Raw genomic sequence first — 26683 nt, 5'->3', positions numbered from 1 at the left:
GAGACTGATTCTCGGACGCGGGTGCACCCGATTCGCGTTCCGTCATCGCGCGCCTGAACGGGCTAGAGTGCCGCCATCCCACGTCCACGGAGGCCGGCCATGAAGGGCGACGCCAAGGTCATCGAATTCCTCAACAAGGCGCTCTACAACGAGCTGACCGCGATCAACCAGTACTTCCTGCACGCCAAGATGCTGAAGAACTGGGGCCTGAAGGAACTGGCCGAACACGAATACAAGGAATCCATCGACGAGATGAAGCACGCCGACAAGCTGTCGGAGCGCATCCTCTTCCTCGAAGGCCTGCCGAACTTCCAGGCGCTGGGCAAGCTGCGCATCGGCGAGAACCCGCGCGAAGTGCTCGCGTGCGATCTCGCGCTCGAGCTGGAAGGCCTGCCGCTGCTGCGCGACGCCATCCGTTATTGCGAGTCGGTGAACGACTACGTCAGTCGCAAGCTCTTCGCCGACATCCTCGATTCGGAGGAAGAGCACATCGACTGGATCGAAACCCAGCTGTCGCTGATCGAGCGCCTGGGCGAGCAGAACTACCTGCTGACCAAGCTCGAAGACTGATCGCCGCCGCGCGTGCGATCGGAACGAAAAACGCCGCCGGTTCCGGCGGCGTTTTTGCATCCGGCGATCAGACCGGCCCGGGCTTCGGCGCCCGCCGGAACAGCATCCGCCACACCCACCACAGCAGCAGCGCCAGCGTGACGCTGATCAGCACGACCACGCTGAGCGCGATCCACGGATGGGCGAACACCAGCGCGAGGCCGCCGACGGTGGCGATGTCCTCGGTGATCGACGCCGTCCAGTTGCTGACCGGTTCCGGCGAGGTGTTGAGCAGGGCGCGCGAGCCGGACTTGAGCACGTGGCTGGTCAGCGCCACGCCCGCGCCGGCCGCGAGCGCGCCGGCGCCGAGCTCCCCGTCGGACGACAGGGTGGCGGCCGCCAGGAAGGCGCCGGCCGGGATCCGCAGCAGCGTGTGCAGCAGGTCCCAGCCCGAATCGACGCCGGGGATCTTGTCGGCGAAAAATTCGCCAGCGGCAAGCACGCCGGAGACGCCCAGCACCCAAGGCGAGGCGGTAACCTGCAGCGCCTGCGGCAGGTCCAGCCAGCCGAAGAACCCGGCCAGGCCGACGCCGAACACCGTCAGATAGACGCGAATTCCGGCCAGCCAGGCCAGAACTACGCCAATTGCGAACAGGTGCGCATCCGTCATGTCGCTCCCTCGCTAGACTGTCCACCGAAGTATAGGGGCTGGGGAAACCGGCGACGTCATCGCCGGAAAGATGCTTATGAACAAGACGCCGCGCAGGGCGCCGCCGCCGCGCTTCACGATCGTCCAGCAGCGACCGGACCGCCGGCCGCTGATCGCGGTCGTGCTCGGCCTCGCCTGGCTGGCCTCGATCGTGGGCGTGTGGATCGGCGCCTCGCGCGTCGCCGCGCCCCGCCTGCCGGCCATGACGGCCGAGCTCGATGCCGCCCGCGACGAGCTGCGACGCTGGCGTTCGCAGGCCGAACAACTGGCGCAGCGCGAGGCGACGCTCGCGCGCTCCGACCAGATCAGCCGCGCCGCCAACAAGGAAGTGCAGAGCGAGCTGGCCGAACGCGAGGAAGAAATCTCCGATTTGCGCGCGAACCTCGCCTTCTACGAGCGCCTGGTCGGCGCGACCGGCCAGCCGAAGGGCCTGAGCGTGCATTCGGCACGCTTCGATGCGGAATCCGGCGGCACCTGGCGCTACCAGATCGTGCTGACGCAGAGCCTCAACAAGGGCGCGATCAGCCGCGGCCGGCTGCACTTCACCGTCGAGGGCGTGCGCGACGGCAAGCTCGCGACAGTAGGCTGGGACGAGCTCCACCAGCGCAGCGACGTGCCGCCGCAGGATTACTCCTTCCGCTATTTCCAGCAGCTCAAGGGCAGCGTGATGTTGCCGGCCGGCTTCACCCCGCAGCGGGTACGCGTGTCGCTCGACGGCGGCGACGTGGCGGTCGAGCAGACGCTGGGCTGGCAGATCGGCACCACCTGACCTCTTCGTTGTTCCCCTTATGCCGGTTCGCCGGCGCGCAACCGGAAGTACCCGATGTTCAAGAGCAAACCCGCCCAGATCGACGGCCATCAGGTCGACACCCTCATCGGCGCGCAGGTGGTCCTGCACGGCGACCTCAAATTCAGCGGCGGTCTCTATATCGAAGGCCGGGTCGTCGGCAAGGTGATCGCCGAGGAAGGCCAGCGCGCCACGATCACGCTGGCCGAGAACGGCAGCATCGAAGGCGAGGTGCGCGCGCCGGTGGTGGTCATCAACGGCCGCCTGGATGGCGACGTGTATGCCAGCGAGCGCGTCGAGCTGGCCGCCAAGGCGCGCGTGCAGGGCAACGTGCACTACCAGGTCGTCGAGATGCTCGCCGGCTCGGTGCTGACCGGCCGCCTGATCCACGCCGGTGCCCACGAGGGTCACGCGCTGTCTGAAGCGGATCTGGACGGCGTCGCCGTTCTGCGCTGACCGTCACATCCGGTCGCGGTAGGCTGGGCGCCGGTTCCCACGGCGACCCGGCATGACCCCGAGCGATCCCGAGCAGCCCTCCACGCCCCACCCCGCGGGGCCGGCCGGCCATGTGCCCGAGCCGGTCGCCGCGCCGGCGGCGGTGCGCGACGCGCTGGTCGGCCGACGCGGCCCGATCCTGCTGGGCATGGTCGCCGTGTCGCTGCTGTTCGGCTTGTGGGGCGCATGGCGCGTGCTCGCGCCGGCACAGGACAGCCCGCAGGCGAAGCTCGAGGACACCGAGCGCGAAAGCCGCAGCCAGCAGCGCCAGATCGAACAGCTGCAGCAGCGCGTGGCGACCCTCAGCCGCTCCGACCAGATCAGCCGCGACGCCAACCGCGACCTGCAGAGCACGCTGGCCGAACGCGACGAGGAAATCGCCGGCCTGCGCGCCGACGTCGCCTTCTACGAACGCCTCGTCGGCAGCACCGCGCAGCGCCGCGGCCTGGCGGTGCATTCGCTGAAACTGCAGCCGCAGAACGACACCGCCTGGCACTTCACCGGCACGCTGACGCAGAACCTCAACCGCGGCGCGGTGAGCACCGGCCAGCTGACGCTGGCGATCGAGGGTACCCGCGGCGGCAAGCTCGAAAAGCTGACCTGGCCGGTGCTGCGCCAGCAGACCGACGCGCCCGGCGTGACGTACTCGTTCAAGTACTTCCAGCAGGTCGAAGGCGACGTGTTCCTGCCGCCCGGTTTCACCCCGGTCCGCGTGGCCGTGCGGCTGGCGCCGCGCTCGGGGGCGGCGATCGAGCAGTCGTTCACCTGGGCCGAGGCCACGCGCGACGTCGCGCCGGCCACGGCCTCGCCCTGAGGCCTTGGTGAAGCCCGGCCGCCCGCAGGACGCTGCGGCCCGTCGCGCGCCTTGAACAACGCAGCCGCGCGCCCCATCCTTTCCGCATGGAATTGCCCACGATTTCCTCCACGCCGGACTACCAGTCCCTCGATCGCCCGCTGCAGTTCACGTCGGCCGCCGCCAGCAAGGTGCGCGAGCTGATCGCGGAGGAGGGCAACGACGCCCTCAAGCTGCGCGTGTACATCCAGGGCGGCGGCTGCTCCGGCTTCCAGTACGGTTTCGAGTTCGACGAACAGCAGGCCGAGGACGACCTCGCCGTGCAGACCGACGGCGTCACCCTGCTGGTCGATCCGCTGAGCCTTCAGTACCTGATGGGCGCGGAAGTCGACTACACCGAAAGCCTGCACGGCGCGCAGTTCGTGATCCGCAATCCGAACGCGAAGACCACCTGCGGCTGCGGTTCCTCCTTCGCGGTGTGAGCGACGCGACGGCTCCGTTCGCGTTCGTCGAGGCCGGCGCGGACGCCGCCTGTCGCGGTGCGCTCGATCGAGCCGACCGCCTGCGCGACGACCCCGACGCGCTGAAGGCGCTGTGGCCGAACGCCCGCATCGTGCTGCTGGACGAGAAGGGCAACGCCTCCGCCGATGACGACGGCCGCCCGCTGGCGCCGACCGGACACGAACTCAGCGAAGGCCCCGGCGGCGTGGGCGCGGCGGTGTTCCTCGGCCTCGATGCCGACGGCGGCGGCTGGTTCGCCCTGGAAGGCGCGCTCACCGCGTTCGTCGCTCCCCGCCGGATCGACCTGCGCAGCGCCGCAGCGTCGTGGCCGGCCTTCGATGCGAGCGTGTTCGCGCAGGCGCGCGCGCTGCAGCACTGGCGCAGCCGCCATCGCTACTGCGGCGTGTGCGGCGGCGAAGTCGCGCTGTCGCGCGCGGGCTGGCAGGGCCAGTGCACGAAGTGCGGTGTCGAACATTACCCGCGCACGGACCCGGCGGTGATCGTCGCCGTCACCGACGGCTCGCGCCTGCTGCTGGGCCGCCAGGCCGCGTGGCCGGCACGGCGTTACTCGGTGATCGCGGGCTTCGTCGAACCGGGCGAATCGCTGGAGCAGACCGTCGCGCGCGAAGTGCTGGAAGAAACCGGCGTACGCGTGCATCGCTGCCGTTACCTTGCGTCGCAACCGTGGCCGTTCCCCGGTTCGCTGATGATCGGTTTCGTCGCCGAAGCCGCGCCGGATGAGCCGCGGGTGGACGACGAACTGGAAGAGGCGCGCTGGTTCACCGCCGACGACGTCCGCCAGGCACGCCTGCGCGGCGAATGGGGCAGCACGCAGGACGACGGCGAAGGGCCGGTGCTGTCGCCGAGCATTTCGATCTCGCGGTGGTTGATCGAGCAGTGGCTGGCGGGACAGGGCGGGTGATTGTTTTCCGGCGGGAGCGGGCTCTTCATGTCGCATCATCGCTCGCGCACGGCGTCATTCCATAAGCCAGCATCATCCCGCAAGACCGACGTCATGCCGCAAGACCGACGTCATGCCGCAAGACCGACGTCATCCTCGTAAGACGAAACGTCATCGCGGCAACGGCCGGGATCCAGGCCCGTATCGCCTGGGCACTCCCGTGATCGCAGGCAATCACAACGTCATTCCCGCGAAGGCGGGAATCCAACTCTCCCGCCGCCACAGGTTCGACGACAGCGAACGCGTGCTTCGCAGGTAGTGCATCGCGAGTGCGAGCGTCCCCACTACGCCGCCCCTCACAACCCCTCTCCCGTTGGAAGAGGGGCCAAAGCGCGCCACCGGCTTCGTTGTCATCAACCGAAAGCAGCAATCCACCCCTCCGGCGCTAGAATCCCCACAGCCCCCTCGCGACCCGGAGCCGACCACGCAATGTCCGCCACCCTGATCGCCGTCGTCGTCGCGCTGGTGCTGGGCCACATGGCGCCGTCGCTTGCGGCGTCGGTGCGGCAGTACGGCTGGTATCGCGACTGGGTGCGTTGGCTGGACGCGCGCTTTCCCGAAGGCAGTTTCTGGCATGGCCGATGGGGCATCGCCTTCGCGCTGGTGCCGCCGCTGCTGCTCGTCGCGCTGTTCCAGCTTGCGCTGCACGAATCGCTGCTCGGACTGGTCAGCCTGATCTTCGGCATCGTCGTGCTGTTCTACGCCTGGGGTCCGCGCGATCTGGACGTCGATGTCGACGCCGTCGCCAACGCGCCCGACTCCACCGCGCGTCGCGCCGCGGCAACGCGCCTGTGGCCCGAGGGTGGCATGCCGGCCACGCTCGACGGCGGCAGCCTGGTCGAAGCCGTGTTCCGCAACGCGCAGCACCGCTGGTTCGGCGTGTTGTTCTGGTTCCTGGTGCTCGGCCCGGTGGGCGCGTTGCTGTACCGGCTCACCGCGCTGTCGGCCGAGGACGAAGCCGCCCATGCATTGCCGAACCCAACGCGCGAAGGCGCGCGCTTCCTGTTCGCGATCCTCGACTGGCCCGTCGCGCAGCTGATGACGCTGTCGCTCGCGCTGGTCGGGAATTTCGACACCGTGCTCGGTGCGTGGCGCGATGCCGGCGGCGCGTCGTTCGACGTGCGCCGCCGCTTCCTCGGCGCGGTCGCGCGTGCCAGCGTGAAATGCGAACTGGCCGATGAAGCCGCCGACTACGATGACGTCGGCACCGGCGTGGAAGCCGGCGATGCCGGCCTCGTCCCGCCGCTGCCGTTGCCCGCGTTCTCAGGCGAAGTGCCCGAGCTGCGCGATGCGATGAGCCTGGTGTGGCGCAGCCTGCTGGTGTGGCTGGCGGTGCTGGCGTTGTTCGTGATCGCCGGCTGGGTAAGCTGACCGCCGCTTCTGTGGCCCGGCACCCGGGATCACGCGTGACAGTCTCCCGGTGCGCTTCGCTTACCCGGGCTGCAACAGCACGATCTCAGCCCGGCGCCATCCACGCGAATGGCGCGAACGGCAGATTCCGCAGCACGCCGAACACCACCAGCGCGGCGATCCACACGCGCCCATCGTGCACGCGCCGGTCGAGCCAGCCCGGCAGCAACGGCCGCGCCAGCCACCACTGCAGCAGCATCGACGCCAGCAGCGGCAGCGCGACCACCGCCAGCGGATTCATCGTCCACGCACGCGCGACATCGCCATGCACCAGCGCATGCAGCATGCGCGTGAGCCCGCACCCCGGGCAGTGCAGCCCGGTCACGACATGGAACGCGCACGGCCACAGACCGCCCGCGTTCGGATCGACCACCCGCAACATCGCCGCGCCGCCCAGCGCGAACACCGCCGCGGCGCCCGCCACGACGGTGCGCGCGTGCGCCTTCGACGAAGCGCGGGCGGCGAGCGCGTTCATTGCTGCACGCGCTGCGCGTTTTCCAGTTCCTGCAGCATCTGCTGGTACTGCGCCATGCCGCCGGCGCTGATGAACCAGATCGTCCAGCACAGGCCGAGGATGGTCAGGCCGGTGGTGATCCAGCACCACAGCTTCGCGCGACGCGACGCGATCCACGCGCCCGCTTCGTCGCCCATGCCCAGCTTGCTGTTGACCTGCGCGGCGAACACGATCGCGACGATGCCCGGAATCGTGCCGATGACGCAGCAGAAGAAGATCGAGGCGATCGTGATGAGGATCGCCCACACCAGGTAATTCGGAATCCGCGTCGCCGTGGGCGAAGGCGACGGCGGGACGGGAGGCGGCACGTTCATGGCGGTCCTTCGGAATGCGCCGCCGGAACAGCGGCCCGCCGATGCTAGCAGCGGGCCCGCGACGCCGTCATCGCCGTCGCCTCAGGCCGCATCCCCGCGCATCTGCCGCACCTGCGCTTCCAGCGTCGCCGCGTCCACGCCGGCATCCAGGATGGGCGCCTGCGCCACCACGTCCACCGGCGCGCGGAAGCGGCGCGGCACACGCATGCGGCCCAGCCGCGTGTCGCGGCGACTCCACATGCTCGTCCACATGTTCCGCAGCGCCATCGGCACCACCGGCACGACCTGCCCGCGCGCGGCGGCACGTTCGAGGATGCGCTCCACGCCCGACTTGAACGGCGCGATCCGCCCATCCTTCGTCAACGCGCCTTCGGGGAAGATCCCGACCAGTTCGCCCTCGGCCAGCGCGGCGTCGATCTCGTCGAACGCGCGGCGCATCAGCTCCGGGTCCTCCTTCGCGCCGGCGATGGGAATGGCCTTCGCCGTGCGGAAGATCCAGCTCATCACCGGGATGTTGAAGATGCGGTGGTACATGACGAAGCGGATCGGCCGCGGCACGCTCGCCGCGAGGATCAGCGCGTCCATGTAGCTCACGTGGTTGCACACGATCAGCGCCGCGCCTTCGTCGGGCACGTGCTGCTCGATGCCGTGCGGGCGCATGCGGTACAGCACGCGCACCAGCACCCAGCTGAGGAAGCGCATCAGGAACTCGGGCACGATCGTGAAGATGTAGATCGCCACGACGACATTGGCGATCGCCAGCGCCAGGAACACCTGCGGGATCGTCCATCCGAAGAAGCGCTGCACCACGATGCCCAGCGCCGCCGCCAGCACGATGAAGCCGGCGTTCTGGATGTTCATGCCCGCGATCACGCGCGAGATCTCGCTGCGCGGCGTGCGGCTCTGGATCAGCGCGAACAGCGGCACCACGTAGAAGCCCGCGAACAGGCCGATGCCGACCAGGTCCATCGCGATGCGCCAGCTGCCCGGCTGCTGCATGAACCCCGCCACCGTGGACACCTGCACCGGCGCCGTGCCGCTGCGCGCGAAGTACAGGTCGATCATGAAGGCGCTCATGCCGAACGCGCCCAGCGGCACCAGGCCGATTTCCACCGTGCGCGCCGACAGCTTCTCGCACAGTATCGAGCCCAGCCCCGTGCCGACGGAGAACAGCGCCAGCACGAAGATGTACAGCGTGGTGCCGCCGCCCAGGTTGGTATCGGCGTAGGTGGGCAGCTGTGAGGTCAGCACCGTGCCGATGAACCAGAACCACGACACGCCCAGCACCGAATTGCGCACCGCCAGCTGCTTCTTCGCCAGCCGCAGCACGGCGAGCGACTCCGGCAGCGGATTCCAGTTGAACTTCAGGTCCGGCGCGCCCGCATCGGCCTTCGGGATGAAGCGGCTGACGAGGTTGCCGGTCACCGCGAGCAGGATGATCGCCGTCGCCGCAACGACGGGGCCGTGGCTTTCGGCGACGATGAAGATCAGTCCGCCGAAGATCATGCCGGCGAGGATCGAGATCGACGTCCCCATCTCCACCAGCCCGTTGCCGCCAGTGAGTTCCTCCGGCTTGAGCACCGACGGCAGGATCGAATACTTCACCGGCCCGAACAGCGTGGACTGCATGCCCGTGCCGAACAGCGCGATGAGCAGCACCACCATGTTCTGCGTGACGAACCCCACGGCCGCCAGCGACATGATCACGATCTCCATCGTGGTGGTGATGCGGATGAGCCGCGACTTCTCCAGTTTCTCCGCGATCTGCCCCGCCGTGGCCGAGAACAGGAAGTACGGCAGGATGAACAACGCCGGCGCGATGTTCGTGTAGAGCGTGCGCTCCTCCGGCGTCACCCCGAGCCAGAACAGCAGCCCGATGATCGCCTGCCGGTACACGTTGTCGTTGAACGCCCCCAGGCACTGGGTCACGAAGAACGGCAGGAAGCGCCGCTGCCGCAGCAGGTCGAACTGACTGTGTGCCATGCACTCAACGTAGGGGCTTGGGTTCGCGGGAGACTAGCAAATGCGGGTGGCGGGGTGAGGTGCGGTGGTTCCATGCGTTCGGTGGGATGGAGACTCCGGATTTGGAGCGTGCGTCGTCCCTGCGCTGAGCCCCTCTCCCGGCGGCGACCAAAGGGAGTGCAGCGCTGAGAGGGGGGAGGGCCGGCGGAGCGACGACGCTCGCACTCGCCAGCGCGTGCTTGGCGTTTTTGTAGCCCGGGTAAGCGAAGCGCACCCGGGGAGCGCCCCAGCTACCTCCCCGGGTGCGCTTCGCTTACCCGGGCTACAAGAGCCGTCTTCCGGCGAACCTCACCGTCGTCCCGACGAAGCCCGGGACCCAGGCCCGCACCGCATGGGCACTCCCACTCCACCTGACCGCCATTCCAGCGAAAGCTGGAACCCATCTCGCTGCTCCGACATCCCTTGCACGGCAACAAAAAGGCCCCGCATCGCGGGGCCTTGTTGTGGCGTCGAACGCGCGAACAATCAGCCCGCCGGCGCCTTCGCCGCCGCTTCCCGCGTGCCCACCGCAAACCGCTTCGACAACAGCTTCTTCAACGCCTCCACCCCGTCACCCTTGCCGACCGCCTTGAGCACCGCGTAACCCTCCAGCGCGGCGACCATCACGTCGCTGCCGAGCGCCATCTCGGCGTTGCGTGCCTGCTCCAGCACGCGCGTGAGCTTGACGACCCGCGACGCCAGCGCGTCGTGCGTGCCCAGGTCCCGCCGCATCTCCGCCGGATCGAAGTCGCGCGGCATCAGCGCGAGGTTCTCCTCCATCACGTCCAGCGCCTTGCGGCAGAACGCCTCCGACCCGTCGCCCATCTTGACCCACGCCTTCTTCTCGGCCGGCGTCACCGCCACCAGCAGCGGCTGCAACAGCACCTGCACGTTGGCGATCGCCGCGTCCAGCTCCGTCCAGTACCCATCCGGAAGCGTCGCGCTGATCAGGTTCTGACTCATGTTCCGTGTCTCCATGTCATCGCCGGCACCCGCCGGCGCTTTGAAGCTGGAACACGCTGGCCGGGCGGTCGATGCGAATTACTCGCAGGGCGAGGGCGCGCGGGAGGCGTGCGAGGGTGCGCGGCGCCCGCGAGCGGCTGCGCGGCAGACGGGCGTGGCTGCGCCACGGGGGCGCGAAGGTATCGGCCAGCGGCGCTAGCGTGTCCGGCCGCCGCGCGAAGGGGACCGGCAGGTCCGCGAGACTGCGCCGCGGCCGTGCGCGGCTGCGGGGCGGGCGCAAGAGGGTGATTCCGCACCGATGGAATCCATGCGACACGCGTTCCCGGGCGAAAGACCGCCGCTGCCGCCCCGGATTTGGGTGACGCAACCACGTTCTGACGTTACCGGGCGGAGAGACGGCTCCCCCCGACTCCCGGTTGCGCCGGTACCCTAACGCCGTACCGGGAGAACGACATGCTCAACGAAACCCTCCGTCGAGAAATCCTCAAGTTCCGCGACGACCGCGACTGGCGCCAGTTCCACAACCTGCGCACCTTGTCCACGTCCATCGTCCTGGAAGCGGCCGAGCTTGCCGAGCACTCGCAATGGACACGCGACAACGAACTCGACGCCGTCGTCCGCGATCGCAAGCCGCAGATAGAGCACGAAGTGGCCGACATCGTGATCCTGCTGACCTATCTCGCCGAAGACCTCGGCATCGATGTCGAGCGCGCCGTCCGGGAGAAGCTCGAGTTCAACGCGAAGCGGTATCCCGTCGAACGGGCGAAGGGATCCGCGCGCAAGTACGACCAGCTCTAGGGAAACGGAGAAAGATCAGGGATGTCCACGCTGCTCTACGCCGGCACGACGCCGGAATTCGTACAGGCGACCACCCACAACGCCATCGCGTACCGCCTCGCCGAAGCCTTCGAGGCCCACTACCGCTACGCACCTTCGAACGCCGAGTTCCAGTCCTGGCAGAACTCGTTGCGCTCGTTCTCCGACGTCCTGCGGACGGGCGACCTGATGCGGCAGGGCATCCTGCTCGAGTACCAGCTGCCGCTCTCGTCCAAGCGCATCGATGCCATCCTGACCGGGCGCGACGCCACGCGTGACCGCGCGGTCATCGTAGAGCTGAAGCAGTGGAGCGCGTCCGAACTCGGCAGCCACGACGATCTGTTGCGGACCTGGATTGGCGGCAATCATCGCGATGTCCTGCATCCGGCCGTGCAGGCCAACCAGTACAGGCGCTATCTGGAGGACATGCACGCGGTCTTCCACGAAGAGCGCGAACGCGTGCTGCTGGACGCATGCGCCTATCTCCACAACTACCGCCCGGTCAGCGCGGACCCGCTGTTCGACGTTCGGTCGGAAGCCGTGCGGCAGCTTGCACCCGTGTTCACGGCCGGGGACGTTCCGGCGCTCGCCGCCCATCTGTCGCATCGCCTGGGCGCGGGCGATGGGGAGCGGGTCATGGACCGGCTCGCGAAAAGCCGCTATCGCCCCGCCAAGAAACTGCTGTCGCACGTGTCCAGAGTCATCAGGGAAGAACCCGCGTTCGTGTTGCTGGACGAACAGCAGGTGATCTTCAGTCAGGTGCTCGCTGCCGTGGAAACCGCCACGCAGGACAGCCGGAAGCATGTTTTCCTCGTCCACGGTGGACCGGGCACGGGAAAATCCGTGCTCGCGCTGAACCTCCTCGGCGCACTCGCCGCGAAGGGATGCAACGCGCAGCACGCGACGGGTTCCAAGGCGTTCACCAAAACCCTGCAGAAGATCGTCGGCAGGCAGGCGGGCCAGCAGTTCCGCTATTTCAACAACTTCGGCCAAGCCGGCCGCAACGATGTCGACGTTCTGTTGTGCGACGAGGCGCATCGCATCCGCTCGACCAGCAACCACCGTTACACGAAGAAGGACCAGCTGTCCGACCGTTCTCAAATCCAGGAGATCATCGATGCGGCGCGCATTGCCGTCTTCTTCGTCGATGACCAGCAGATCGTGCGGCCGGACGAGATCGGCTCGTCCGCGCTCATCCGGGACGCCGCCGCGAACAACGGGTGCGTACTTCACGAGAGCACGCTGGAGACGCAATTCCGCTGCGCCGGATCCGACGGTTTCGTGAACTGGGTCGACAACACGCTGGAGGTACGCCGCACCGCAAACGTGCTTTTCGATCAGACGCAGGAAACGTTCGAATTCGGCATCGTGGACAGCCCGGACGCGTTGGACGCCCTCATTCGCCAGAAGGCCGGCGAAGGACATTCGGCGCGTCTGGTCGCCGGCTACTGCTGGTCGTGGTCGAAGGAGCTTGGAAGCGATGGCCAACTTATCAAAGACGTCCGCTTGGGCGAGTTCGAAAGGCCCTGGAACGCGCGTTCGGAAATGACGGGACTTCCAAGGGGCGTGCCGAAGGCGGAATTCTGGGCGCACGATCCCGGCGGAATGGAACAGGTGGGCTGCATCTACACGGCCCAGGGGTTCGAGTTCGATTACGTCGGCGTGATCTGGGGACGCGATCTGCGTTATGAGCCGGGTGCCGGATGGGTCGGCGATCGGACCGTATCCCATGACACGCCAGTGAAGCGATCGAGGGATCGGTTCCTCGATCTGGTGAAGAACACCTATCGCGTTCTCCTCTCGCGTGGGATGAAGGGCTGCTACGTGTACTTCGAGGATCCCGAGACCGAGAAGTTCGTGCGTAGCCGCACCGAGCATCTGGGGTTGCAGCCCAAGCGGTCGGTGCCGATGCCGACGAAACGCGCGGAGGCGGCTCCGCCGCCGCTGGATGCGCGGCCGTTCCAGGTGGTGCGCGCAAGCGAAGCGCGGCCCTGGGAGAACGCGGTTCCGCTGCTCGACCTGAAGATCGCGGCCGGCGACTTCGGCGATGCGCACATGCTCGAGCACGACGCCGTGGAATGGGTCGCGCTACCGGACCACATCCGCATCGCGCCGGGCTACTTCGTGGCGCAAGTGCACGGCGAATCGATGAACCGCCGCGTGCCCAACGGCGCCTGGGTGCTGTTCTCGTCCGATGTTCGCGGTTCGAAACAGGGCCGTCTTGTGCTGGCCCGCAGGCACGACCTCGGAGATCCGGAAGACAGCGGTCGCTACACGCTGAAGGTCTATGACGCAACGAAGGCGGAAACCGACGACGGACCCGTGTACGAGCGCGTGTGGCTGAAACCCGACAGCAGCGATCCGGGCTTCAAGCCCATCCCGATCGATCTGGATGACGACGAACGTCCGGTGATCGCGGCATGGGTTGTCTCCGTGCTGGTGTAGGACGCGGTGCCTCCCTCCGCATCGGCGCAAAGGGAGACATGCGCGTGATGCGACGCTAGGCCGTGACGCGCTGGACGCACGCAAGCACGTCGTCCAGTTCTTCCGCGATGCGACTGAATGTGTCGGCGAGTGCATCTGCCGAAATCACGATCTCGTCCCGGTCGTTCTCGCTTCGCCCTTCGCTCAACTGCGTGAGCAGACGAAGGTGGTCGCGGGTGTGTTGCAGGCTGACGTGTGCGGCGAGGGGGAGCAGGTAGTTGCTGTTGGGCGGGGTGGTCTCGGTACTGCGGGGTCCGTTTCGCATCGTGGGGTTCCTGGCTTGTCTGGCCGGCTCGCGCTGCGGAATTGCAGGCGCGAGGTTGTCGGGAGGTTCAAACACCGTAAGCACCGGCTGGGCGTATTTCCCTTTCGGGTGTTGTATTCCGCCGCCCTCCCGACGCAGTGCACGTGCGTCGGTGTGCCTTTGATAAGGCACAAAAAAGCCACCGGTGATGCGGAGGTGGCTTCCGCTGCTTACGGAGGTTTGAAACTCCGTGGAAGCGAGTCTGCTGATGCGGCTTCAGCGCATCAAGGCGATTACGTAAGAGAGTTTCGCGGGTGGCATGGCGTGGCGTCACAGTTCGTTGCATTGGCTGCCATGCATCGTGAATGCATCGGCACCGGCATCACCATCGCCATCACACGGCGCTGCATCGATCGCATCGATCTTGCGAAGCGCCATCCGTGAAGCGGACGGAGTTCGCTCACGCCCACATCCGCAACGGCACCAACCCCCACCACGCGAGCACGGCCACCCACTGCAGCACCGCGAGCATCGCGGTCGCGTCCATCGTCGTCCGCAACGACCACGGTCTGCGACGCAGCGCTGCGATCAGGCCCGCCAGCAGCGTCAACGGCCATAGTGCGGTGACGGCGGCCAGCAGGGCGCTGGCGAAGGTCAGGTCGCCCAGTTGCAGGAAGGACTGCCGATGGAAGAACGGTAGCGGCAGCAGCAGGGCGAGCAGGCCGGCGAAGGGGATCAGTACCGCGTGGTTCGACGCCTTCCGCCGGACCAGCACGAGGACGCCGGAGGCCAGCAGCCACACGCAGCCGAGCAGTCCGGCGATCAGGCTGGCCCACAGCAATGCCATGCGGACGAGCGAGGCGCGTTCGTAACTCTGAAGGCCCGTGCCGATGATGCGGCGGCCGTCGGGTGTGGTGATCAGTGCGTGCGAGGCGATGGTGCGTTCGGTTGCGCGAAGCAGGCGGTCGCCTGTGGGACGCAACGTGATTTCCTTCGACTGGAACGGCTTGAAGCGCAGCGCATCTCCATCGCGGCGCACGCGCACGAAGTTCAGCGTGGTGTCCAGCCATTCCAGGCTCGCGAACCGATTGGGCGAGGGGACGTAGATGCCTTCCCAGTCGTCGAGGTCCACTCGTGGCGCGGCGGCGCGTTGCGTCTGTATTGGCGACAGCGACAGCGACTCGATGAGGATGCGGTCGAGGCGTCCGTAGTCGGCGCCTTCGATGTCGGCGTTGATCGCCACGAAGAACGCGCGCTGCTCGCGTGGAAACAGGCACAGCATCGCGCGATAGCCGACGGTGCTGCCGCCGTGGCAGCGGCCGACGGCGCCGTGGCGATCGCGCGTGGACAGGCCGAGCCCATAGCCCACGCGCAGGCCGGCGTCGGCGGCTTCGGTGGCGACGGGTTCGCCCGTCGCGCGCAGCAATGCGGCGTCGATGAAGGGCGCGCCGTCTACGCGCCCGTCGCCCATCAGGAAGCGCGCGAGGCGGCCCATGTCGGCGGCGGTGGTCGTGAACTGTCCGGCGGGGCGGATGAAGCTGGGCACGGCCGCGTGCGTCGCGCCGTTCTCGAAGTGCCCCATCGCAAGGCGCGTGTCCGCGTGTTCGCCGTCCTGCGTGGTGAACGCGAACGTGCTGTCGTGCATCCGCAGCGGCTTGAGCAGGTGCGCGTCGAGGTAGGTCTCGTAACGCGTACCGGTGATGCGTTCGATCACCATGCCCAGCAGCGTGTAGCCGGTGTTGGAGTACGAATGCCGCGTGCCGGGGCGGCTGCGCACGCGCAACGGTCCGCGTCCGTCGAAGGTGGCGCGCAGCGGCGTGTCCTCGCGCGGGACGAGCGTGAACGCCTGCGAGAAGCGCACATCGTCCAGGCCCGCGGTGTGGTCGAGCAGGTGGCGGATGCGGATCGGGTCCGTGGCTGCCCACGGGTTGTCGAAGTCGATACCGGGCAGCAGCGGAGCGACGGGCGTGTCGAGCGCGAGCTTGCCCTGCGTGATCAGCGCTAGCACGCCGGTCGCGAGCAGCGTCTTGGCGACGGAGCCGACGTGGACACGGTCGTTCGCCTGCATCGGCTTGCCTGTGCGGGCGTCGCGCGCGCCGGCCGCACCGGTGGCGATGGTGTCGTCGATGAGCGTGGACCACACGGCGCCTTGCAGGCCCTGCGATCGCAGTTCCTGCGCCATCGTCTCGTGAAGCGTGGCGGTGGCGGCGCCGCCGGTGCAGGGAAGCGCGAACAGCGCGAGGGTGCATGCCAGGCGACGCAGCGCCTGCTGGAACGGTCCGGTGTTCACGAAGGTGTGCGGCCTTGCGATGGCAGGGGCCAGTGTCGGGGGACGGGCGGATCGGAGCCTGTGTCCTTCGTCACGAGGCCCAATGGTGGCTGACCGGTGGGTTTTTCGGCCGGTTCACCTGTGCATCGCTAGGCTGCGGGCGCGATCCACAACAGGAGGTCGTCATGTCGGCCGACACCAAATCCCCGCTCGACCACGTCAACGACACGCTGCTGCAGCTCAAGGAAATGCGGCATTACGCGAAGGGCAACGTGGAGCGGCTCACCGCGCAGTGGTTGCTGTTCGACGGCGAACTGGCGAAGTTGAAGGAAGCCGGGAACATCGAGGATCTGATGACGCGGCAGGCGGAGTTCTATGACGCGCTGGAGCGCGTGATCGCGGAGCTGGAGGAGGTGGTGGTGAAGCTGACGCCTGCGCCGGAGGAGGGGGCGGCGTAAAGGCTTCCTCGAACTGGTCGCGCTAAGAAGCCAGAACCAGCAGCGCTGTGCGTTTGAGGTGGGTTGCCGCGAACGCTTCGTTACCCCTGCCCGGCCCGAACGCATAGCGTTCGGGCGTTCGAAGGCGCGCGAACCAGTGGTTCGCAAGCAGCGCCTTCTCACCCCCAACCCCTCTCCCGGCGGGAGAGGGGCTTAAACGCGGGGTTTAGGTTACGCCAGCTCTTCCGCCCGCTCACGCTCGATCGCGCGCCAGCCGATGTCGTGGCGGTGGAATTCGCCGTGCCACGAGATGCCGGCCACGCCTTCGTATGCCTTGTGCTGCGCATCGGCGACGGTGTCGCCCAGCGCGCACACGCACAGCACGCGGCCGCCTGCGGTGACGATGTGCTCGCCTTCCAGCTTCGTGCCGGCATGGAACACCTTCACATCGATCACTTCGGGGGCGTCCCAGCTGCCGATGACATCGCCCGTGCGCGGCGTGCCGGGGTAGCCTTCGGCGGCCATCACCACGCCGAGCGAGGGACGCGAATCCCACTGCGCGGTGGTCCTGTCCAGCTTGCCGTCGATGGCCGCTTCGACCAGATCCAGCAGGTCCGAACGCAGGCGCAGCATCACCGGCTGGGTTTCCGGGTCGCCGAAGCGCACGTTGAACTCGATGACCTTCGGCGCGCCGCTCTTGTCGATCATCAGGCCGGCGTAGAGGAAGCCGGTGAAGGGAATGCCGTCGGCGATCATGCCGCGCACGGTGGGTTCGACCACCTCGCGCATGATGCGCGCGTGCACGTCGGGCGTGACCACGGGCGCGGGCGAGTACGCGCCCATGCCGCCGGTGTTGGGGCCGGTGTCGCGGTCGCCCACGCGCTTGTGGTCCTGGCTGGTCGCCATCGGCAGCGCGTGCTGGCCGTCGACCATCGAGATGAAGCTGGCTTCCTCGCCGTCGAGGAACTCCTCGATCACCACGCGCGCGCCGGCCGAGCCGAAGGCGTAGTCGGAGAGCATGTCGGTGATGGCGGCTTCGGCGTCGGCCAGCGTCATCGCGACGATCACGCCCTTGCCGGCCGCGAGGCCGTCGGCCTTGATGACGATGGGCGCGCCCTTCTCCTGCACGTACTCGAGTGCGGCCTCGGCTTCGGTGAACACCGCGTAGTGCGCGGTCGGAATGCCGTGGCGCGCGAGGAAGTTCTTCGCGTAGGCCTTGCTGCCTTCCAGCTGCGCGGCGGCGGCGGTCGGGCCGAAGACGCGGTGGTGCTTCTCGCGGAAACGGTCGACCACGCCGTTCACCAGCGGGCCTTCCGGGCCGACCACGGTGACGCTGACGCCTTCGCGTTCGACCAGCGCGAGCAGGCCGTCGATGTCGGACGCGGGCACGTCCACGTTGCGGCACTTGGTTTCCGTCGCGGTGCCGGCGTTGCCCGGCGCGACGAGGACTTCGCTCACGCGCTTGGACTGCGCGAGTTTCCAGGCCAGGGCGTGCTCGCGACCGCCGGAACCGATGACGAGGACTTTCATGGTGCGCGCTCCTGCTGATGGGCCTGCGTAAGGTCCCGATTTTACGGGCCGCGGCAGGGCGCCGGTACCCGGCTGGTACCATCGCGAGCCCGCGGCCCGGCCGCGTGGATGTCATTCCGGCGATGTCGTTGCGCGTCCGGCCCCTTCCGGGAGCCGCGCGGCGCGGATGAACGCGCCCCCACAGGAATCCCCGATGGAAGCCGCAGCCCACCTGATCGAAACGTTGTTGTCGCCCGTGATCGGCCTGATCAACAAGGTCCTGTGGGACTACGTGCTGGTCTACGGCCTGCTCGCGGTGGGCCTGTACTTCACGGTGCGGCTGCGCTTCGTGCAGGTGCGGCGCTTGCCGCACATGCTGCACGTCATCGGGCGCGGCACGGATGGCGACAACGCCGGCATCTCGCCGTTCCAGGCGCTGTGCACGTCGCTGGCCTCGCGCGTGGGCACGGGCAACCTCGCCGGCGTGGCCATCGCGCTGAGCGTGGGCGGGCCGGGCGCGCTGTTCTGGATGTGGTGCACGGCGGTGCTCGGCATGGCGACGGCCTACGCCGAGAGCGCGCTGGCGCAGCTCTACAAGGTGCGCGACGAGAACGGCCAGTACCGTGGCGGGCCGTCGTACTACATGTCGCGCGGGCTGAAGAAGCCGTGGATGGGCGTGGCCTTCGCGCTGTGCCTGCTGCTCACCTACGGTCTGGTGTTCAGCAGCGTGCACGCCAATGCGATGGCGCAGTCGCTGCGCAGCGCGTTCGGTTTCAGCCAGGCGCAGATCGCGACCGGGCTGGTGCTGCTCACCGCGGTGATCATCTTCGGCGGCCTGCGCACCATCGCGCGTTTCGCCGAATGGGTGGTGCCGTTCATGTCGGTGGCGTACCTCGGGCTGGCCGCGTGGGTGGTGGTGACCCATCTGGGGCAGGTGCCTGAGGTGCTGTCGCTCGTGCTGCGCAGCGCGTTCGGGCTGGATGCGGCGGCGGGCGGCATCTTCGGCGCGATCGCGGTGGCGATGCTGCAGGGCGTGAAGCGCGGCCTGTATTCCAACGAGGCCGGCATGGGCAGCGCGCCGAACGTCGCCGCTGCCGCGACGCCGGTGCCGCATCACCCGTCCAGCCAAGGCTTCGTGCAGTCGCTGGGCGTGTTCATCGACACGCTGCTGATCTGCTCGGCGACCGGCTTCGTGATCCTGCTCTCGGGCGTGCTCGGGCAGGACGGCGACGGCGTGCAGATCACCCAGAACGCGATGACCGTGTTCTTCGGCGGCTGGGGCACGTATTTCGTGGCGATCGCGCTGTTCTTCTTCGCCTTCACCACCATCATCGGCAACTACTCCTACGCCGAGAGCAACCTGCTCTACCTCGGCGGCGGGCGCTGGAGCCTGCTCGCGCTGCGCGTGGCGGCGCTGGCGGTGATCGTATGGGGCGTGTACTCGAAGGTGCAACTGGTGTGGGACGCGGCCGATGCGGCGATGGCGCTGATGGCGTCGATCAACCTGGTGGCGATCGTCATGCTCTCCGGCGTGGTCATCAAGCTGACGCGCGATTACGACCGCCAGCTGTCCGAAGGCCGCTCGCCGACGTTCCACATCGCGCAGTACCCGGAACTGGGCGACGGCGTGGACCACGAGATCTGGAAGGAACAGCCGCCGCGCGGGTAAGCGCGGGCGCGCGCCTCGCGCCTCAGTGCGACGTGTCGGAGAAGGAGGGGTGGTAGCGGACCTCGCCCTTCGGCGCGTCGTCGCCGAAGGTCAGGGACTGGAAGTACTGCGGCGGGGCGTCGGCGTAGCGCAGCTCGCCGTCGTTGCGGAAGCCGAAGCGGCCGTAGTAGTCCGGTTCGCCCAGCACGACGCAACCGGCGGCGCCCCGTTCGGCGATTTCGGCCAGCCCGGCGCGGATCAGCGCGCTGCCCACGCCGTGGCCCTGGTCCCCGGGGGCGACCGCGACCGGGCCGAGTCCGTACCAGTCCTTCGCGCCGTCGATGGCGACCGGCGAGAACACCGCGACACCGGCAATGCGGCCGTCGATGTCGGCCACCAGGCACAGGCTGAGGTCGCCGTCCTCGCGCAGGGCATCGACGATGCGTTGCTCGATGCGTCCGTTGCCGTCCGACTCGGCGAAGGCCTCGCCGAGCAGTTCACGGATCGCGGCGTGATCGTCCTGGGTTTCGGTGCGGATCCACATAAGCCCTCCGGGTGCGTGGGCGCAGTCTGGCCCGGGGGCGGTTATGGCGGGGTGGTGGCGATGAGGTCGGCCCCGCGGTCGTTCGGCGCGCGTTTGTAGCCCGGGCAAGCGAAGCGCACCCGGGGAGGAGGCCGGCATGCAACCCGGGTGCGCTTCGCTTGCCCGGGCTGCAGGGGCGAATCCGCAGGACTCAGTGGCGGAAGTGCCGCACGCCCGTGAACACCATCGCCAGGCCGTGTTCGTCGGCGGCGGCGATGACTTCGCTGTCGCGCATCGAACCGCCCGGCTGGATCACGGCCTTGATGCCGGCCTCCGCCGCCGCGTCGATGCCGTCGCGGAACGGGAAGAACGCGTCCGACGCCATCACGGAACCCGGCACGATCAGGCCCGCGTCGTTCGCCTTGATGCCGGCGATGCGCGCCGAATACACCCGGCTCATCTGGCCTGCGCCGACACCGATGGTGCGGTGGTCCTTCGCATAGACGATCGCGTTGGACTTCACGAACTTCGCCACGCGCCACGCGAACAACAGGTCGTCCAGCTGCTCCTTGGTCGGCGCGATCTTCGTGACGACCTTCAGCTCCTCGCGCGTGACTTCGCGGATGTCGGCGGTCTGCATCAGCAGGCCCGAGCCCACGCGCTTCACGTCGACGTTGTTGCGGCCCTCGCCGTGCGGAATGCGCAGCACGCGCACGTTCGCCTTCTTGCGCGCGTAGTCGAGCGCGGCTTCCTCGTAATCCGGGGCGATCAGCACCTCGACGAACTGGCGATCGAGGATGGCCTTCGCGGTGGCCGCATCCAGCGTCTTGTTGAACGCGATGATGCCGCCGAACGCGGAGGTCGGGTCGGTCGCGTAGGCGAGCTCGTACGCATCGCCGCAAGCCACGCCTTCGGCCACGCCGCACGGGTTGGCGTGCTTGACGATCACGCACGCCGGGCGCTCGAACTGACGCACGCATTCCCACGCGGCGTCGGCGTCGGCGAGGTTGTTGTAGCTCAGCTCCTTGCCCTGCAGCTGGGTGAACGTCGCCAGCGTGCCCGGCACCGGCCACAGGTCGCGGTAGAACGCGCCGGCCTGGTGCGGATTCTCGCCGTAGCGCAGGTCCATCACCTTCACGAAGCTGCCGTTCGCCTGCGCGGAGAACGCTGCGCGCGAACCATCCTCGACGTTGATCGACGACAGATGGTCGCTGATGCGCGCGTCGTACTGCGCGACGCGGTTGAATGCGGCGACCGACAGCGCGAAGCGCGTCCTGCCGGAGATCGCGCCGCCGTTGCCGTTGAGCTCGGCGAGCAGCGCGTCGTACTGCGCCGGATCGGTCGCCACCGCCACGCGCGCGAAGTTCTTCGCCGCCGAACGCAGCATCGCCGGGCCGCCGATATCGATGTTCTCGATGATCTCCTCGAGCGTGGAGTCGGGATTCGCCGACACCTTCTCGAACGGATACAGGTTCAGCACCAGCAGGTCGATCGCGCCGATGCCGTGCTGCGCCATCACCGCGTCGTCGATGCCGGCGCGGCCGAGCAGGCCGCCGTGCACGATCGGGTGCAGCGTCTTGACGCGGCCGTCCATCATCTCGGGGAAGCCGGTGATATCGCTGACGTCCTTCACCGGCAGGCCGGCGTCGCGGATCGCCTTCGCGGTGCCGCCGGTGGAGAGCAGTTCCACGTCGAGCGCATGCAGGGCGCGGGCCAGTTCGATCAGGCCGGTCTTGTCGGACACGGACAGCAGGGCGCGGCGGACGGTGACCGGCGGGCCGGACAGGAGTTCGGAAGTCATGGGCTCGGAACGTGCGGCGGGGAGCCGGGAATTATACGGGGGTGGGGTGGCCGGGACCTCGGGCCGTCAACCGCCGCCTTCGTAGCCCGGGTAAGCGCAGCGCACCCGGGGAAGCGTGCCGGATGCGTTTCGCGCAATGCTTCGCGATGCGCCAACCCGGGTGCGCTGCGCTTACCCGGGCTACAAAAGCACGGAGGCGGCGTTTGCCCGGATGAGGTCCGACGTGCTGGACGAACGCGAATGCGTTCGCACGGACGCGCTTGAACGCGCTTAGTCGAGCCCGTACTCGCGCAGCTTCTTGCGCAATGTGGCGCGATGGATGCCGAGCATCGATGCGGCGCGGCTCTGGTTGCCGTCGCAGTGCTGCAGCACTTCGACGAACAGCGGGATCTCGAGTTCGCGCAGCGCGATCTCGTAGAGGTTCTCGGTGCCGTGACCGTCCAGATCGCCCAGGTAGCGACGGATCGACGTGGCGACGTGGTCCCGCAGCGGCACGCGCGGAGCGGGTCGTGCGGTGTCGGTGCGGTCGGTTGCGGCGTTCAAACGGAAATCCCCAGTCATCGCGTCGACCCTGGCCCGGTGCAGGGGCGACGGAAGGGCGAGTCTAGCGTGCGCCTGTCGCAGGCGCCAATGATCGCGGCGGCTCAGCGGAAATCGAAGGTAAACGCAACGATGCGCGGTGCCGGTTCCACGACCTGGAACGTCACGTTCGCGCTCTGTCCGGGCAACAACCGGTCGTCGGGACGGTGAGCGGCGCGATATTCCTGCGGAGCGAACGCGCGGACGCCGACGGGACGGCCATCCACGTCCGACAGACTCAACACCAGTGTCGGCCAGGGCTGCGGCCAGCGCGCATCGTTGCGGAAACTCGCATCGACCGCGAGCACGCCGGCCGCGCCGGTCTGCGGTCGCACGCTGCGCTGGAGCATCGTGAAAGCGGCCGGCTCGCGCCACGCCGGCACCTCGCAGCGCAACACGCCGCAGACGCCTGCGACGAACGGTCGCCAGCGCGGATCGGCGGCGAGTTCATGCCGCTGAGCCAGCAGCAGTTGCAGTACGAACAACACCGCCAGCACGGCGATGCCCGCATACCAGCCCCAGTGCGTGCGCGCGGACGTGTGCTGCACGGCGTGGCGCGCGAAACTCGGCGCGCCCTTGCGACGCGGACGCGCGGCGCGCTTGCCGCCGCGCGCCGGCGTGCCGCCGACGGTGGCCGCGGCGATGGCGTCTTCGTAACTCGGCGCGGGTGCGGGTTCGGAGGTCTCGATCGGCGCGGCCGTTCCGATCGGCGCGATGGTGCCGACCGCATCGGTTGCATCGGCAACCGTCGGCGCCGCTTCGTCGGGTGAGACGAGTTGTGCCGGTGTCGTGTCGGGTTGCTCGACGGCGCTGTCCGCAGCCGCGTCATCGGACTCCTGCACCAGGCCGTCGCAACGCGGGCAGCGTTGCGGCGCACCGTCCGGGCGGACGATGAGCGCGACCAGGAAACCGCAATGCGGGCAGGGAACGAACATGGCGGCTATTCAAGCATGCCGCCGCGCACCGATGTCATCGGCGGCGCACGCCTGTGACGCGCATCCAGTCTTCCATGCGCGTGGCCTGGAGCTGTTCGAAGTCGGCGCGGTAACGTTCGATGACCTCGTCTTCCTGCCCGGCGAGGATGCCCGACATCGCGATGCGACCGCCCGGCGCAACGCGCGCGGACAGCGTGTCGGCGAGCGACACCAGCGCCGAGGCGAGGATGTTCGCGACCACGACCGGATAGGTTTCCACCGGCTCGCCCTGCGGCGAGTACGCGACCAGCCGATCGGCCACGCCGTTGCGCTGCGCGTTGTCGTCGGTGGCGGTGAGCGCCTGCGGATCGTTGTCCACGCCGACCGCCTGCGCCGCGCCGAGCTTCAGCGCGGCGAGCGCGAGGATGCCCGAGCCGCAGCCGAAATCGAGCACGCGCCGGCCCTGCAGCACGCCCTCGTCGGCCAGCTCGTCCAGCCATTGCAGGCACAGCGCGGTGGTCGGGTGCGTGCCCGAGCCGAAGGCGAGACCGGGATCGAGCCGGACGACCGCGGCGTCGGGCGCATCGGCGCCTTCGGGGAGGTCGTGGTTCCACGGCACGATCCAGGTGCGACGGCCGAAACGCAGCGGCTCGTACTGGTCCATCCAGGCGCGTTCCCAGTCCTGGTCCGCGACCTCGCGGAAACCCGCGCGCGACCAGTCCAGGCCGTCGTCGGCGGCATCGAGCGCGTACAGCAGCAGTTCCGGTGCGGTGCCGGCCTCGAACAGCGCCGTCAGCACCAGCTCGTTCCACAGCGGCTGCTCGCCGACGCCGGGCTCGAAGATCGCCTGTTCGTCGGGCGCGTCGGCGTGGGCGTCGGCCAGCGTGACGGCCAGGGCGCCGACGCTTTCCAGCGCGCGCTCGTAGCGCGGCTGCTGGGCTTCGGTGCACGGCAGGGTGAGTTCGAGGAACGGCATGGCAGGCACGGCGGGGAACGACGGGCGGCCATGGTGGGCCGTGGCGGGGGCGGCGTAAAGCGGGCGTGGGTCACGGCCCGCGAGGCCGGATCGCGCGTTCAGGCGACTGTCCACGGCGGTTTGCCCGGTTTGGCCTAGAATGGCGCGACGCCGCCGCCCGCCGGCGACCCCACGCCCATGGCCGATACCCTGCAAACCGGGATGAGAGGACGATCGCCTTCGTGGCCGAGCACCCGCACGCTCGCCTGGGCGACGTTGGCGCTGCTCGTCGTCGCCTCGGTGGCGGCGTGGGTGCAGGGCGGGGATCACACGAGCGTCGAACGCGTCGCGATCGCCACCGCGGTGGATGCGCGCCTGCCCGAACACGCGCACGCCCCGTCGGCCGATCGCGCGCGTCCCGACGCGATTCCGGCGCCGGCCATCGGCACCGCCGTGCGCGCCTCCTCGATCCGCGAGCGCTTCGACACCGCCGACGATCTGTACGCCTATGCGCAATCGCTGGAGCCCGCCGTGCGCGAGCGCGACGCCGACGCGATCTGGATGGTCAGCCGCGTGTACGAATACTGCTCCGGTTTCGCGATGGCGCCGGCGGCGTTCGATCGCGACACGCGCGTGATCGGCGAGATGGGCATGCGCGGTTCGGCGGCGATGGTCGCCGCGCGCGAACGCGTCAGCCGCCGCTGCGCGCGCTTCGTGCCGCAGGACGAACTGACGCCGCGCATGATCGTGCTCAAGCGCGTGGAAGCCGCCGAAGCCGGCAGCGTCGCCGCCGAGGCGTCGCTGATGGCGGCCGGCGAACCGTTGCAGGACACGCCCGAATACAAGCGCGAGCTCGTCGATCGCGTGCAGGAATCCGAGGATCCGGAAGCCTATTCCGCGCTCGCTCCGGCAATGGGCATCGCCGCGAGCGGCAAGGTCGAATACACCGGTGAAGTCGCCGGCACGCAGTTCTCCGAACTGGCCTGGCAACTGGCCGCATGCCGGCTCGGCATGGACTGCACGTCCGAGAGCGCGCTGATGACCTCGTACTGCGCGAACGGCGGCATCTGCTCGAGCGTGCCCGGACAGGATTTCGAACGCTTCGTTTTCGACGCCGCGGTCCCGCGCCAGGGCGTGGACGTCATCAATGACATGGTCGACTCGCTCATGGGCGGGAAGAGGGAACTGAAATGAACAACCTTCCTATCAACAAGCGGCCTCTGGCCGGCAAGTTCCGCCGCTATTTCTGGGTGCTGCTGTTCGCGACCTATTCGGTGGGCGCGGCCGGGGTGATGATCGACGTGCTCGCCGACGAGTACCGCCATCTTTCGCAGGTCGCGGTGACGACGGTGGGTTCCTCCGACGAGATGCGGGTGTCGGGCGCGGCGCAGGTCGCGGCGGTGTATCGCGCCAGCAGCGGCGCGCCGTTCTCGACGCTGCCGCCGGGCAGCACCTTCAAGGTCGTGTGGCCCGACGGTTCCAGCGAGTACGTGATGGTCGTCAGCGCATCATCCGGCAGCGGCGTGCATCCCATCGCCGGCACGCAGAGCAAGGCCCGGCCCGCCGCGAACGACGCCACGGCCGACGCATCGCAGTCCGTCACGCGCTGAACCATCGCGCCCCCGGTCGGGGCACGCGCGGGTTCAGCGCGACGACCGGTCGATGCGCCCGGTGGACGCGGCGTCGAGCTGCGGCGGCACGAAATCCACCGGCACGCGCACCATCGCACCCTTCGGCTGCCGTTCGGACTGGATGCGCCATCCCCAGGCGACGTCGATCGCCGATTGATCCAGCAGCGGTTGGCCCGAGGATCCGCTCAGGCGCACCGCACGCACTTCCCCGCACGGGTTCACCAGCAGGCGCAGCTCGACGCTTCCGCCTTCGCCGCCGCGCGCGAGCGACGCGGGATAACGCGGCGCGGCCATCGACTTCGGCGCGGGCGTGCAGGCTTCGTGTTCGATCAGCTGCCGCCATGCGGCGTAGGACGCGCTCTCGTCGGCGGTGGCCGGCTCCGGCGGCGACATGGCCGCGGTGGTGGTGCGCAGCTTGCGGCAGGACGCCGCGGCCGGATCGCAATGCACGCGGGCGACGATTCGGTAGGTCGATGCATCCGACCGGTCGATCACCTGCACCGCGTTCGTCGGCCAGCGGCCCTGCTGCGGCGGATCGAAGGTCCATTGCCCGGCGGACTCGCCCTGGTCGATCGAGAAGCTGGTGAGGTCGGGGCGGAACGCGAAGTAATCCGCATCGGCCAGCAGCGCCAGCTCGGCCTCGTCCATCGTGCCGCTGTTGCGGTACCAGCCCAGCAGCTGTTCGCGATACAGCCGCGCGACGACGTCCGCGTCGGCGCCGGCCGATTCCACCTGCAGCCAGCCGGTCGAAGGTTTCGCGCCGCCGTCCTTCGGCGCCGCGGTGGCCTGCGTGGAGGCCATTCCGATCACGAGGGCGATGAGCAGTCGCGTGGTCATGCAGTGTCCCCAACGAAAGCGGGTCGAAAAAAAAACCGC

At 68.5% G+C, this 26683-nt stretch carries 27 protein-coding genes; 13 read left to right on the top strand and 14 right to left on the bottom strand.

Annotation, left to right across the window (positions count from 1 at the left end):
• Positions 1-99 precede the first annotated feature (99 nt).
• Positions 100-570 carry a bacterioferritin gene (gene bfr, locus I4U41_RS16250; protein WP_115841833.1) on the top strand — a complete coding sequence of 157 codons (471 nt, stop codon included), beginning with the start codon at positions 100-102 and terminating at the stop codon, positions 568-570.
• A gap of 67 nt (positions 571-637) precedes the next feature.
• Here the strand turns inward: bfr and I4U41_RS16245 are convergent, their stop codons facing one another.
• Positions 638-1219: a DUF4126 domain-containing protein gene (locus I4U41_RS16245; RefSeq protein ID WP_206862221.1), complete on the bottom strand. Its 582-nt coding sequence runs from the start codon at positions 1217-1219 to the stop codon at positions 638-640.
• A 76-nt stretch (positions 1220-1295) separates the two neighbouring features.
• On the opposite strand from I4U41_RS16245, the gene I4U41_RS16240 reads away from it, so the two are divergent.
• From I4U41_RS16240 to I4U41_RS16215, 6 genes are all read left to right on the top strand, one after another.
• Entirely contained in the window at positions 1296-2027 is a 732-nt protein-coding gene (locus tag I4U41_RS16240) for a D52 family tumor protein (RefSeq protein WP_242525301.1), read from the top strand.
• Between the two features lie 54 nt (positions 2028-2081).
• Positions 2082-2501, top strand: coding sequence for a bactofilin family protein (locus tag I4U41_RS16235; protein WP_206862220.1), 420 nt, complete (start codon positions 2082-2084; stop codon positions 2499-2501).
• 52 nt (positions 2502-2553) lie between these two features.
• Positions 2554-3354, top strand: a complete 801-nt coding sequence (locus tag I4U41_RS16230) for a DUF6776 family protein (RefSeq protein WP_242525300.1) — start codon at positions 2554-2556, stop codon at positions 3352-3354.
• 86 nt (positions 3355-3440) lie between these two features.
• Complete coding sequence (gene erpA, locus I4U41_RS16225; RefSeq protein WP_206862219.1) at positions 3441-3815, top strand: iron-sulfur cluster insertion protein ErpA; 375 nt, start codon at positions 3441-3443, stop codon at positions 3813-3815.
• The gene (gene nudC / locus I4U41_RS16220; RefSeq protein ID WP_206862218.1) at positions 3812-4756 is read left to right on the top strand and encodes an NAD(+) diphosphatase; all 945 of its coding nucleotides are present in this window, start codon (positions 3812-3814) and stop codon (positions 4754-4756) included. Before erpA ends, nudC begins: the two co-directional genes overlap by 4 nt.
• A gap of 468 nt (positions 4757-5224) precedes the next feature.
• Positions 5225-6166, top strand: a complete 942-nt coding sequence (locus I4U41_RS16215) for a regulatory signaling modulator protein AmpE (protein WP_206862217.1) — start codon at positions 5225-5227, stop codon at positions 6164-6166.
• An 85-nt stretch (positions 6167-6251) separates the two neighbouring features.
• On the opposite strand, the gene I4U41_RS16210 is transcribed toward I4U41_RS16215, so the two are convergent.
• The 4 genes from I4U41_RS16210 to I4U41_RS16195 form a co-directional block, all read right to left on the bottom strand.
• A complete protein-coding gene (locus I4U41_RS16210) occupies positions 6252-6680 on the bottom strand; it encodes a DUF2752 domain-containing protein (RefSeq protein ID WP_206862216.1) in 429 nt (142 codons plus the stop codon).
• On the bottom strand, positions 6677-7033 hold the full coding sequence (locus I4U41_RS16205; protein WP_206862215.1) for a CD225/dispanin family protein: 357 nt from the start codon (positions 7031-7033) through the stop codon (positions 6677-6679). Before I4U41_RS16205 ends, I4U41_RS16210 begins: the two co-directional genes overlap by 4 nt.
• 81 nt (positions 7034-7114) lie before the next feature.
• A complete protein-coding gene (locus I4U41_RS16200; RefSeq protein WP_206862214.1) occupies positions 7115-9016 on the bottom strand; it encodes an MFS transporter in 1902 nt (633 codons plus the stop codon).
• A gap of 504 nt (positions 9017-9520) precedes the next feature.
• Positions 9521-9997, bottom strand: a complete 477-nt coding sequence (locus I4U41_RS16195; protein WP_242525299.1) for a hypothetical protein — start codon at positions 9995-9997, stop codon at positions 9521-9523.
• A 453-nt stretch (positions 9998-10450) separates the two neighbouring features.
• Here I4U41_RS16195 and I4U41_RS16190 point away from each other — a divergent pair, with 453 nt between their 5' ends.
• Positions 10451-10795 carry a nucleotide pyrophosphohydrolase gene (locus I4U41_RS16190; protein WP_206862213.1) on the top strand — a complete coding sequence of 115 codons (345 nt, stop codon included), beginning with the start codon at positions 10451-10453 and terminating at the stop codon, positions 10793-10795.
• A 21-nt stretch (positions 10796-10816) separates the two neighbouring features.
• Complete coding sequence (locus tag I4U41_RS16185) at positions 10817-13258, top strand: DNA/RNA helicase domain-containing protein (RefSeq protein ID WP_206862212.1); 2442 nt, start codon at positions 10817-10819, stop codon at positions 13256-13258.
• Positions 13259-13313: 55 nt separating this feature from the next.
• Here I4U41_RS16185 and I4U41_RS16180 read toward each other — a convergent pair whose 3' ends face one another.
• Both I4U41_RS16180 and I4U41_RS16175 read right to left on the bottom strand, forming a co-directional pair.
• On the bottom strand, positions 13314-13562 hold the full coding sequence (locus I4U41_RS16180; RefSeq protein ID WP_206862211.1) for an XAC0095 family protein: 249 nt from the start codon (positions 13560-13562) through the stop codon (positions 13314-13316).
• 439 nt (positions 13563-14001) lie between these two features.
• Positions 14002-15831 (bottom strand): serine hydrolase, encoded by a 1830-nt coding sequence (locus I4U41_RS16175; protein ID WP_206862210.1) that lies wholly within the window; start codon positions 15829-15831, stop codon positions 14002-14004.
• A gap of 164 nt (positions 15832-15995) precedes the next feature.
• Here I4U41_RS16175 and I4U41_RS16170 point away from each other — a divergent pair, with 164 nt between their 5' ends.
• Positions 15996-16268 carry a hypothetical protein gene (locus I4U41_RS16170; protein ID WP_206862209.1) on the top strand — a complete coding sequence of 91 codons (273 nt, stop codon included), beginning with the start codon at positions 15996-15998 and terminating at the stop codon, positions 16266-16268.
• Positions 16269-16478: 210 nt separating this feature from the next.
• Here the strand turns inward: I4U41_RS16170 and purD are convergent, their stop codons facing one another.
• The gene (gene purD, locus I4U41_RS16165; protein ID WP_206862208.1) at positions 16479-17777 is read right to left on the bottom strand and encodes a phosphoribosylamine--glycine ligase; all 1299 of its coding nucleotides are present in this window, start codon (positions 17775-17777) and stop codon (positions 16479-16481) included.
• A 193-nt stretch (positions 17778-17970) separates the two neighbouring features.
• On the opposite strand from purD, the gene I4U41_RS16160 reads away from it, so the two are divergent.
• On the top strand, positions 17971-19425 hold the full coding sequence (locus tag I4U41_RS16160; RefSeq protein WP_206862207.1) for an alanine/glycine:cation symporter family protein: 1455 nt from the start codon (positions 17971-17973) through the stop codon (positions 19423-19425).
• 22 nt (positions 19426-19447) lie between these two features.
• On the opposite strand, the gene I4U41_RS16155 is transcribed toward I4U41_RS16160, so the two are convergent.
• From I4U41_RS16155 to prmA, 5 genes are all read right to left on the bottom strand, one after another.
• On the bottom strand, positions 19448-19948 hold the full coding sequence (locus I4U41_RS16155; RefSeq protein WP_206862206.1) for a GNAT family N-acetyltransferase: 501 nt from the start codon (positions 19946-19948) through the stop codon (positions 19448-19450).
• Positions 19949-20138: 190 nt separating this feature from the next.
• The gene (purH, locus tag I4U41_RS16150) at positions 20139-21728 is read right to left on the bottom strand and encodes a bifunctional phosphoribosylaminoimidazolecarboxamide formyltransferase/IMP cyclohydrolase (protein WP_206862205.1); all 1590 of its coding nucleotides are present in this window, start codon (positions 21726-21728) and stop codon (positions 20139-20141) included.
• A 270-nt stretch (positions 21729-21998) separates the two neighbouring features.
• The gene (gene fis / locus I4U41_RS16145; RefSeq protein WP_206862204.1) at positions 21999-22271 is read right to left on the bottom strand and encodes a DNA-binding transcriptional regulator Fis; all 273 of its coding nucleotides are present in this window, start codon (positions 22269-22271) and stop codon (positions 21999-22001) included.
• Between the two features lie 101 nt (positions 22272-22372).
• Positions 22373-23242 carry a DUF3426 domain-containing protein gene (locus I4U41_RS16140; RefSeq protein WP_206862203.1) on the bottom strand — a complete coding sequence of 290 codons (870 nt, stop codon included), beginning with the start codon at positions 23240-23242 and terminating at the stop codon, positions 22373-22375.
• A gap of 34 nt (positions 23243-23276) precedes the next feature.
• Positions 23277-24197, bottom strand: coding sequence for a 50S ribosomal protein L11 methyltransferase (gene prmA / locus I4U41_RS16135; protein ID WP_206862202.1), 921 nt, complete (start codon positions 24195-24197; stop codon positions 23277-23279).
• Between the two features lie 201 nt (positions 24198-24398).
• On the opposite strand from prmA, the gene I4U41_RS16130 reads away from it, so the two are divergent.
• Together I4U41_RS16130 and I4U41_RS16125 are read left to right on the top strand one after the other, a co-directional pair.
• The gene (locus tag I4U41_RS16130; RefSeq protein WP_242525298.1) at positions 24399-25370 is read left to right on the top strand and encodes a hypothetical protein; all 972 of its coding nucleotides are present in this window, start codon (positions 24399-24401) and stop codon (positions 25368-25370) included.
• Entirely contained in the window at positions 25367-25786 is a 420-nt protein-coding gene (locus I4U41_RS16125) for a hypothetical protein (protein ID WP_206862201.1), read from the top strand. Before I4U41_RS16130 ends, I4U41_RS16125 begins: the two co-directional genes overlap by 4 nt.
• A gap of 33 nt (positions 25787-25819) precedes the next feature.
• Here I4U41_RS16125 and I4U41_RS16120 read toward each other — a convergent pair whose 3' ends face one another.
• A complete protein-coding gene (locus tag I4U41_RS16120; RefSeq protein WP_206862200.1) occupies positions 25820-26644 on the bottom strand; it encodes an energy transducer TonB in 825 nt (274 codons plus the stop codon).
• Positions 26645-26683 lie beyond the last annotated feature (39 nt).

Source organism: Lysobacter changpingensis (genome assembly GCF_017308985.1).
Classification (GTDB): domain Bacteria; phylum Pseudomonadota; class Gammaproteobacteria; order Xanthomonadales; family Xanthomonadaceae; genus Lysobacter_J; species Lysobacter_J changpingensis.
This window is presented reverse-complemented; position numbering and strand designations above follow the sequence as displayed.